This is a genomic window from Roseomonas sp. TAS13 (assembly GCF_001950415.1).
Classification (GTDB): Bacteria; Pseudomonadota; Alphaproteobacteria; order Acetobacterales; family Acetobacteraceae; genus Roseomonas; species Roseomonas mucosa.
Window position 1 is genome coordinate 1 of record NZ_BDLP01000164.1, and the last position, 9,624, is coordinate 9,624.

The 9,624-nt window shown below is 70.8% G+C and carries 5 protein-coding genes and 1 pseudogene; 4 read left to right on the forward strand and 2 right to left on the reverse strand.

Annotated elements, in window-relative coordinates; translation table 11 throughout:
- Positions 1-87: 87 nt before the first annotated feature.
- Positions 88-2,580 (reverse strand): recombinase, encoded by a 2,493-nt coding sequence (locus ROTAS13_RS13570; protein WP_253187682.1) that lies wholly within the window; start codon positions 2,578-2,580, stop codon positions 88-90.
- A 563-nt stretch (positions 2,581-3,143) separates the two neighbouring features.
- Here ROTAS13_RS13570 and ROTAS13_RS13575 point away from each other — a divergent pair.
- The 3 genes from ROTAS13_RS13575 to ROTAS13_RS13585 are packed head-to-tail and all read left to right on the forward strand — an operon-like array spanning position 3,144 to position 6,887.
- Positions 3,144-3,605 (forward strand): (2Fe-2S)-binding protein, encoded by a 462-nt coding sequence (locus tag ROTAS13_RS13575; RefSeq protein WP_019460770.1) that lies wholly within the window; start codon positions 3,144-3,146, stop codon positions 3,603-3,605.
- Positions 3,602-4,615: a xanthine dehydrogenase family protein subunit M gene (locus ROTAS13_RS13580; RefSeq protein WP_075822602.1), complete on the forward strand. Its 1,014-nt coding sequence runs from the start codon at positions 3,602-3,604 to the stop codon at positions 4,613-4,615. The genes ROTAS13_RS13575 and ROTAS13_RS13580 overlap by 4 nt, the downstream gene beginning before the upstream one ends.
- 13 nt (positions 4,616-4,628) lie before the next feature.
- Complete coding sequence (locus tag ROTAS13_RS13585; RefSeq protein WP_075822603.1) at positions 4,629-6,887, forward strand: xanthine dehydrogenase family protein molybdopterin-binding subunit; 2,259 nt, start codon at positions 4,629-4,631, stop codon at positions 6,885-6,887.
- A 67-nt stretch (positions 6,888-6,954) separates the two neighbouring features.
- Here ROTAS13_RS13585 and ROTAS13_RS13590 read toward each other — a convergent pair whose 3' ends face one another.
- Complete coding sequence (locus ROTAS13_RS13590; RefSeq protein ID WP_075822604.1) at positions 6,955-8,547, reverse strand: ABC transporter substrate-binding protein; 1,593 nt, start codon at positions 8,545-8,547, stop codon at positions 6,955-6,957.
- 138 nt (positions 8,548-8,685) lie between these two features.
- Between ROTAS13_RS13590 and ROTAS13_RS13595 the strand changes: the two are divergent.
- Positions 8,686-9,624: pseudogene (locus ROTAS13_RS13595) on the forward strand (DNA mismatch repair protein MutS); the annotation flags it as partial.

A 9,624-nucleotide genomic window follows, 5' to 3' on the forward strand; every position in this document is an offset into this window, starting at 1 on the left:
CCTGGCGGATAGGGGGTCCGGGGGAAAGGCAGCGCCTTTCCCCCGGGACGGCGCGACGTCAAAGCCGCGAAGCGCGCCCCCCGCCGGTCAGATCGGGCAGACGCCGCTGGCGCACTGGAGATGCGCCCAGTCCACCGCCTCGCGCACCGCACTGTCGTCGATGCCCTCGACGATGGCGGCGAAGCGTCCGGCGGAGATCTCCTCCTCCGGCAGGTACTCGTAGCCGAGTTCGGAGTCGGGGCGGCTGGGCAGGACGGAGCAGCAGCGCACCGAGGGCTGGTGCTCCCGCACCATGGCGCGGAAGGCGTCGAGGTCGTGCTGGTCGGTATAGACCTTCAGCGTATAGCTGACCTGGTTGCCCTGGTCGCGGCCGATCCAGTGGCGCTCCAGCAGGCGGAGATACTGGTACTGCTCCTCCGGCGTCGCTTCGGGTGCGGTGACCAGCCCGTCCTCCAGACCCAGGCGTTGCAACAGCGGCACGGTGGGGAAGCCGACGATGGTCATGCCGGGGAAGGAGCGCAGCGCCCGCAGCGGGTAGCCGCGCGCCTCGTAATCCGCCAGCAGCGGGTCGGAGCCGGGCAGCCACTCGCCGGTGGCCTCGTCGCGCGTGCCCTTGAACTGCACCCAGCGGAGATACTGGCGCCGCGCCGGCAGGTGCGCGCCCTCGGTCAGGGCGAAGAGCTTGCTGGTGGTGCCCGCCGGCTTGACCGTGGTGACGGTGACCGGCCGCGCCATGCCGAGCTCGGCGGCATAGGCATTGGCCTCCTCCTTGGCGATGGCGGAAAGCCGGTCCAGCATCGCCCAGAAACCGGCGGAACGGGTCTCGTCCAGCATCTCGCGGAAGCCCAGGCCGAAGCGCATCCAGGCCCATTCGTGCAGGCCGGTGGGGCCGATGCCGATGCGGTTGGTCCGGGCGACCTCCTCGCCATAGAGCGCGTCCATCCGGTTGGCGCGGATCAGGAAGCGCACACCGAGGCGCACGGAATCCTCCACCCGCCGGTCCCATTCCCCGGCGATCTCCTCCGGCGCCGCGCCGGGGGTGACGTCGTCGAGGCTGACGGGGCAGGCCAGCAGCGGCGCGAAATCGGCGATGACGCAATAGCCGCCCGTGACGTGCAGGGTGATCTCGCCGCAGGGATTGGTGGTGACCGGGAAGCGCGCGGTGGAGGCGCGGCGCGCGGTCTCGGCCAGCAGCCCCTCGGCCTCCGTCACCTGGTAGCGGTCGGAGCGGAAGTCGCGCCCATCCTCGAAGACCGGCTTGTCCCAGGCGGCGCCGGTGCGGTGGTCCTCCAGCAGGTCGCCGTTGATGAAGCCGGGCTCGCCGTTCACGAAGGCGCAGCGCGTCACCTCGTCGAAGACCGTGCGGGCATGGCGGGTCAGCGGGTCGGCCGCGTCGCCCTCCCGGACGCGCTGCCAGAACTCGCGGTCCACCATGACGGAGTTGTTGGCGGTCCAGAGCCCGCCTTCCGACTTGGCGCGCACGAAGCGCAGGATGCCCGGGTCGCGCCAGGACTTGGTGGCCATGCGCGCGGCGCGGCGGGCACCGCCCACCTGCACCTCCACGGACAGGTGGTGGTCCACCAGCAGCGCCTGCTCCCAGGGTTGCAGCGCCTCGCCCTGCGGGTCCCGCGCCCGGGCGGGCTCGATCACATGGCGGCGGATGTTGATCAGGCCGCGCAGCAGCGAGATCGGCCCCGAGGCCGGACGCCCCTGCATGCCGCGGATCGGCGCCCCGGCGGGGCGGACATCGGACAGGTCGAGCAGCAGGGTCTTCCTCCGCTCGCCACGGAAGGCCATGGCCTCCAGCACCTCGACCGCCTTGGCCCAGCCCTCGCGGCTGTCGGCCACGCGGTGGACCACGGCGCCCGCCGGAATGGCGGCGAGGTCGCTCACCAGTTCCGCATCGAGGAAGGCGCGCACCGCCGCCTCCGCCGCCGCGTCGAAGCCGGCATCGTCCGTGCCCCAGGGCAGCAGCCCCATCTCCACCCCGAAGCGGCGCAGCGTGTCGCGGGTGGCGGGGAAGTCCGGATGCTCGGGCGAAAGATGCAGCCGCAGATCGGGGGCGCTGGCCCAGTCCACCACCGCCAGCTCGTCGTCATAGGCACGCCCGACGCCGGAGCCGTTCAGCAGCAGGTAGAACTCGGCGAAGGAGGTGATCGCCGTGGCGCAGTTGGTGAAGACCTCCATGTTGCGCTTCGGCTGCTCGGCATCACCGTGCTGGAGGTGGCGGCCGGAGGTCAGCAGCGCCCCGGTGGCGATGGCGTTGCGCAGCGCCTCGCGCTCGCCCGGGGCGGTGGGCGCCAGGGCGGTGTTGCCGGCGGAAACGCGCTCGGCCACCCGGCCGAAATCCTCGGTGTCCTCCGGGCGGAAGACGGTGCGGCGGCCCACGGCCAGGCCCATCCCGGCATCCAGGGGGCGGCCGGGCACGGGATGCGTGCCGAAGCCCGCCCCCACCGCTCCCCCCACCGAAACCTGCGCCGGGACGCCGCCGGGTTGTTTCCGCACAGCATCCGGCCGGGCCGCCACCCCGCCATGGCGGGGGGCGAATCCAGGGGCGAGAGTCTGCGCGTAGCCGTCCATCAGCAACCTCGGTCAGGAAAATCAGGGGCCTGCCCGGGTCGCGCCGGATTCGGCGCCTCGGGCTCAGTGACCATATATATGGTTATCAGACCCTCGGTTTCACACAATATCTGGTGGAGGAGCTTACGCATCCGAATCAGGACTGGGGCATTTCCGCCACGGATCAGGCGCTTGGGCGGCCCTGTTGAGAAGCCGCCCCGGGATTCACGCTGTGGCGAGCGGTGCGGGCTTACCGCAGCACTGATTCCGGCGGCCGGGCGGGCCGGGCCGGGCCGAGCCGGTTCTGGCCGTCACGGCGCCATACCGCAACCGCCGGATGCGGGCCATCGCCTCACTTCTGGCGTGAGCCTCCCGCGCGCCTCGCCCTTCCGGCAACCGGCTCCTCCCCGGAGGCGTTGAGCGGCCATGGAATGAACCGCCGGAATTCCGCCCCGAGGCCATCGGCACGGGGACGGTTCGTTCCGTTCCGACGCCATAAGCAAACGAAGCCGGAGGGCCTGACATTGAGTGAGACCGCGACCGAGGCCCCCGCCGGGGCCAGACCCGGCCATGAGGCACGCGACGTGACCCTGAGGGTCAACGGCCAGGACCACACCGTGCCGCTGGCACCCTGGACGACCCTGCTGGATGCCCTGCGCGACCATATCGGCCTGACGGGCACCAAGAAGGGCTGCGACCAGGGCCAGTGCGGTGCCTGCACCGTTCTGGTGGACGGGGTGCGGGTGAATTCCTGCCTGACCCTGGCCGTGATGAAGGAAGGCTGCGAGATCCGCACCGTGGAGGGGCTGTCCAACGGCCACCTGCATCCGGTGCAGCAGGCCTTCATCGACCACGACGCCTTCCAGTGCGGCTACTGCACGCCCGGGCAGATCTGTTCCGCCGTCGGGTTGATCCGCGAGGGGCGGGCGAAGAACCCGGCCGAGATCCGCGAGCTGATGAGCGGCAACCTGTGCCGCTGCGGCGCCTATCCCAACATCGTGGCGGCGATCGAGCAGGCGCTGCAGGCCGGGGAGGAAGCGCAATGAACCGCTTCGACTACACTCGCGCCGCGGACGTCGCGGGCGCGGTCCGCAGCCACGCCGCCGGCGCGGCGAAATTCATCGCGGGCGGCACCAATCTCCTCGACCTGATGAAGGAGAATGTGGAGCGGCCGGATCATCTGGTGGATGTCACCCATCTGCCGCTGCGCGAGATCACGGAAACGCCGGAAGGCGGCCTGCGCCTGGGCGCCCTCGTGACCAACGCCCAGACCGCCTATGACAGCCGCGTCGCCGAACGCTACCCGCTGCTGAACCTGGCGATCCTGTCCGGCGCCTCGCCCCAGCTCCGCAACATGGCCACGAACGGTGGCAACCTGCTGCAACGGACGCGGTGCTACTATTTCTATGATACGGGCACGCCCTGCAACAAGCGTGTGCCCGGCAGCGGCTGTCCGGCCAGGACCGGCGTGAACCGCATCCATGCCATCCTCGGCGCCAGCGAGAGCTGCATCGCCACCCATCCCTCCGACATGTGCGTGGCACTTGCGGCGCTAGAGGCGGTGGTGCGCGTCACCGGCCCGCAGGGCGAACGCGAGATCCCCTTCGCCGGGTTCCACCGCCTGCCCGGCGATGCGCCGGAGCGCGACACGAATCTCGGTGCGGACGAGCTGATCACCGCGATCGACCTGCCACCGCAGGGCTTCGCGGAACACCACACCTATCTCAAGCTCCGCGACCGCGCTTCCTATGCCTTCGCCCTGGTCAGCGTCGCCGTGGGGCTGGAGATGGAAGGCGACACGGTGAAGGAGGCGCGCATCGCCCTGGGCGGCGTGGCGCACAAGCCCTGGCGCCGGCCCGAGGCGGAGGCGCTGCTGCGCGGCAGGCCTGCCACGCTGGAAAGCTTCCTGCCCGCCGCCGAGGCGCTGATCGAGGGCGCGCGGGGCCACGGCCAGAACGATTTCAAGATTCCCATGGCGCGGCAGGCCATCCTGCGCGCCCTGTCCCAGGCGGCGGCCGGCACGCCGCAGCCCGTCGCCGACAAGCGGATCCAGTGAGGGGACACGTCCGATGAGCAGCAACACCCCCTATTTCGGTTCCCCGCTGAGCCGCGTGGACGGCAAGGCCAAGGTGACCGGCGAGGCGAAGTACGCCGCCGAGTTCACCGCCCCCGGCCTGCTGCACGGCGTCGTCGTGTCCAGCGGCATCACCCGGGGCAAGATCGCCGCGATCGACACCGCGGCGGCGCTGGCCGTGCCTGGCGTGGTGCAGGTCTTCACCCATGAGAACCGGCCGCGCACCGCCTGGCGCAGCAAGAACTACCAGGATGACGTGGCGCCGCCGGGCTCGCCCTTCCGCGCCCTCTACGATGCCGAGATCCACTACAGCGGCCAGCCCGTGGCGCTGGTGGTGGCGGAGGATTTCTCCACCGCGCGCCATGCCGCCATGCTGGTGCAGGTGCGCTACGAGGAAGCGCCGCATGCCACGGATGTCGCCGCCGTGCGCGGCGCGGCCTATGTGCCGCCGAAGAAGCGTTCCGGCATCGCGCCCCCTCCCCCGCCGCGCGGCGATGCGGAGAAGGCCCTGGACGCCGCCCCGCACAAGGTCGCGGGCGAGTACCGCATCGCCATCGAGCACCACAACCCGATGGAGCCCCATGCCACCACCGTGGTCTGGGAAGGCGACGGCAGGATCACCGTCCACGACAAGATCCAGGGCGCGCAGAACAGCCAGAAGTATGTCAGCAACGTCTTCGGACTGTCCGCCGACAAGGTGCGCGTGATCTCGCCCTTCGTGGGCGGCGCCTTCGGCTCGGGGCTGCGGCCGCAGTACCAGCTTTTCCTCGCCGTGATGGCGGCGCTGGAGCTGGAACGTTCGGTGCGCGTCGTATTGTCGCGCGAGCAGATGTTCACCTTCGGCTACCGGCCCGACGTGCTGCAGGACGTCAGCATCGGCGCCGCTGCGGATGGCGTCTTGCAGGCCATCCGGCACGAGGCGATCTCCGGCACCTCGCAGTTCGAGGACTACCAGGAGGTCGTGGTGAACTGGTCCGGCCTGCTCTACCACTGCGAGAACGTGGCGCTGGACTACAAGCTGGCGAAGATCGACACCTACACGCCCTGCGACATGCGCGCCCCGGGCGGACCAACCGGCCTCTTCGCCCTGGAATCCGCGCTGGATGAGCTGGCCTACGCGCTGAAGGCCGACCCGCTGGAGCTTCGCCTGCGGAACTATGCGGAAAAGGACGAGAACGAGGGCAAGCCCTTCACCTCCAAGGAATTGCGCGCCGCCTATCGCGAGGGCGCCGAGCGCTTTGGCTGGAGCAGGCGCAGCCCCGAGCCCCGCTCGATGCGTGAGGGGCGCGAGCTGATCGGCTGGGGCGTGGCCTCTGGCGTCTGGGAGGCGCAGATGATGAAGACCAGCGCCCGCGCCACCCTCACCGCCGATGGCAAGCTGGAAGTCGCCACCGCCACCGCCGATATCGGCACCGGCACCTATACCATCCTGACCCAGATCGGCGCCGACGCGCTGGGGCTGGGGATGGAGGATGTCACGGCGAAGATCGGCGACAGCTCCCTGCCCACCTCGCCCGTCGAGGGCGGCTCCTGGACCGCCGCCTCGGCCGGCTCCGCGGTGCTGGCGGCCTGCGACATGGTGCGCGCCCGCCTGCTCGGCGCCGCGCGCGGCCTGCCGGATTCCCCGCTCGCCGGCGCGGCGATGGAGGATGTCAGCTTCGCCAATGGCCGCATCGGCCTGAGTGCGGACCCGTTGCGCTCCCTGCCCCTCACCGAGGTGATGCGCGCCGCCGGGCTGGACCGGATCGAGGAGGAGCAGACCGCCTCCCCCTCCAAGGAAATGCAGAAGACGTATTCCTCCTACACGCACTCCGCCGTCTTCGCGGAGGTGCGGGTGGACGAGGAGCTGGGCGTCATCCGCGTCACCCGCATCGTCGATGCCGTCGCCGCGGGGCGGATCATCAACCCCAAGACCGCACGCTCGCAGATCATCGGCGGCGTGGTCTGGGGCATGAGTATGGCGCTGACCGAGGAGTCGCTGCAGGACCACAATCTCGGCCGCTTTATGAACCACAATCTGGCCGAGTACCACGTGCCGGTGAACGCCGATGTCCACGACATCGACGTGATCTTCGTGCAGGAGGACAACGACAAGGGCAACCCGCTCGGCGTGAAGGGCCTGGGCGAGATCGGCATCTGCGGCACCGCCGCCGCCATCGCCAACGCCGTCTTCCATGCCACGGGCAAGCGCATCCGCAGCCTGCCGATCACCGTCGACAAGCTGCTGGGGGATGTCGCGGTTCCGGCGGAATAGGCCCCCGCCCGCAACCCAGGCGGGGTGGAGGCCATGTCTCCACCCCAGTCATGGAAGGCGGCCGCCTTCAGCTCCGCTGCACCCCCCAAGGGAAGGGCGAGGAACCCTCCACGAAGCCGGTGAGATCCTTGCGGAAGGCGGTGCGGACGGTGAACTGGCCGAGCGGCAGGGTGCCGGCTTCCTCCAGCGCGTGGCGGCCGAGCTCCAGGGCGACGCGGCGCTGGGCATCGGCATCCGAGGCGTAGAGCCATTCCTGCGTCAGGGCCTCGGCCCTGTCGCTCTTCCACCAGCCGAACCAGCCCTTCTCGCCCTGGCCCCGCAGCAGGGGCGAGGTCGCCGGGCTGCCATAGAGGTTGGAGCCGCCAGTGGTGTGGAACATGCTCCAGCCGCCCTTCTCCACCGGCTCGCGCGAGTTGCGGCGCTGGATGACGGTGCCCCAGTCGCTCTCGGCCAGCTCCACGTTCATCCCGGCGCGGCGCAGCGCATCCGCCGTCACCTGGCCGAGCGGGCCGATATCCGGGAAGTCGGTCGGGTTGATGATGACCAGCTTCTGCCCCGCATAGCCCGCCTCCTTCAGCGCCGCCTTGCAGGCATCGACGCTGCCCGGCATCAGGTCGGCCTGGTCCACGTAGTAGGGCGTGCGCTGCGGGTACAGGCTGCGCATCGTGTTCCAGGTGGACTGGTCGTCCCCCTGGGCGGCGCGCATGTAGTCCTCCTGCACCACCGACTTCAGCACCGCCTGGCGCAGCTTCACGTTGTCGAAGGGCGGCTGCAGGCAGTTCAGCCGCGCCAGCGCCATGCGGCCGGCCTTGTCCAGGATCTCCCGCCTGACGTCGCGGCTCTGGGCCAGCATCGGCTGCAGGTCGGCGAGCGGACGCTCCCACCAGTCGATCTCGCCCGCCAGCAGGGCCGCCGCGGCGGTCGAGGGATCGGTGATGATGTGCCACTCGATGCGCTGGAAATGCGCGATCTTGGCGCCGGCGGCGGCCGAGGGCGCCTCATGGCGCGGCACATAGCCGTCGAACTTCGTATAGACGGCGCGGGAGCCGGAATTGAACTCGGAGGCCACGAAGCGGTAGGGGCCGGAGCCCACCATCTCGGTGATCGCCGTGGCGCCGTCGGTCTTCGCCAGCCGTTCCGGCATGATGAAGGGCACATTGGCCTCGGCCTTGCCCAGCGCCTCCAGCAGCGCCGGGAAGGGACGGTTCAGCCGGAGCTCGAAGTTCCGGTCGTCCACCACCTTCCATTCCTCGGTGATGCCGGTGATGAGCTGGCCGAAGGGATCGCGCGAGGCCCAGCGCTTCACGCTGGCGATGCAGTCGGCGGACCGCACCGGCGTGCCGTCATGGAACTTCAGCCCCTCCCGCAGGCGGAAGCGCCAGAGCCTGCCGCCATCGGCGACCTCGTGCCCCTCGGCCATCTGCGGCTGCACGCGGTTGTTCGCATCCACGGCGAAGAGCGTGTCGAAGATGTAGTAGCCGTGGTTCGAGGTGACCGTGGCGGTGGTCCAGATCGGGTCCAGCGCGCTCAGATTCGCCTGCGGCACGAAGCGCAGCGTGCTGGCCCGACTGTTCTGCGCCAGGGCGGGCCCGGCGACGCCGCCGGCCAGGGCGGCGCCCCCCAGCCCGGCGGCGCCCTTGAGGAGGTTGCGGCGATTCATGGCGTGGCTCCCTGGCTGACGCGCGGGAGAGTGCGACGGGGCGGCCGGGATGCCAAGCGGAAGGGCATCGCCCGCCGCACCCGCCCCATGCCCGATCCGCTCTGGACCGCCCCCGGCGCGGCGCCCTAGGAAGGATGGATGAATCGCAACCTTCCCGCCGCCGAGGGCGCCACCCCGGCGATGGCCCAGTGGTTCGCCGCCAAGGCCGCGCATCCGGACGCGCTGGTCTTCTTCCGGCTCGGCGATTTCTTCGAGATGTTCTTCGACGACGCCATCCTGGCCGGGGAGGTGCTGGGCCTCGCCACCTCCCACCGGGGCGAGCACAACGGCCAGCCCATCCCCATGGCCGGCGTGCCGGCCCATGCGCACGAGGCCTATCTCGCCCGGCTGCTGCGGCGCGGCTACCGCGTCGCGCTCTGCGACCAGATGGAGACGCCGGAACAGGCCAAGGCGCGCAAGGCCAGCACCATCCGGCGGGAGGTGGTGCGCATCGTCACCCCCGGCACGGTGACCGAGGATTCCCTGCTGGAAGGCGGCCGCCCCTCCTGGCTGCTCGCCCTGGCGGAGGGAGGGGGAGAACGCCTGGGCGCCGCCTGGCTCGACATCTCCACCGGCATGGTCTGCACCGAATCCGTCCTGCCGGCCGAGGCGGCGACGCTGCTCTCACGGCTGGAGCCGGCGGAGATCCTGGCCCCGCCTGCCCTGGTCGCCAGCGGCGCGCTGGCCGGCTGCGGCGAGCGGTTGCGCGAGACGGCCCCGCCCCGCGACCCCTCCCGCATCGCCCGCGCCGCCTGGGAGGTCGCCAGCCTGGACGGCTTCGGCGCCTTCTCGGAGGAGGAGGTGGCGGCGCTGGCCATGGCGCTCGACTATGTGCGCGCCACCCAGGGGGGCACCCTGCCCCGCCTCGCGCCGCCGGAATGCTGCGGCGAATCCCGCCTGCTGCGGATGGACGCTGCGACGCGCCGCTCGCTGGAGATCCTGCGTTCCGAGCGCGGCGATGCCGAAAGCTGCCTCTTCGCCGCGGTGGACCGGACGTTGACCGGCGCGGGGGGGCTGTCTCTTGATCACATCTACGCA

What these genes read in the sequence shown, in the direction of transcription:
- ROTAS13_RS13570 (WP_253187682.1), bottom strand. Translation starts at nt 2,580, where the DNA reads ATGGACGGCTACGCGCAGACTCTCGCCCCTGGATTCGCCCCCCGCCAT.
- ROTAS13_RS13580 (WP_075822602.1), top strand. Translation starts at nt 3,602, where the DNA reads ATGAACCGCTTCGACTACACTCGCGCCGCGGACGTCGCGGGCGCGGTC.
- ROTAS13_RS13585 (WP_075822603.1), top strand. Translation starts at nt 4,629, where the DNA reads ATGAGCAGCAACACCCCCTATTTCGGTTCCCCGCTGAGCCGCGTGGAC.
- ROTAS13_RS13590 (WP_075822604.1), bottom strand. Translation starts at nt 8,547, where the DNA reads ATGAATCGCCGCAACCTCCTCAAGGGCGCCGCCGGGCTGGGGGGCGCC.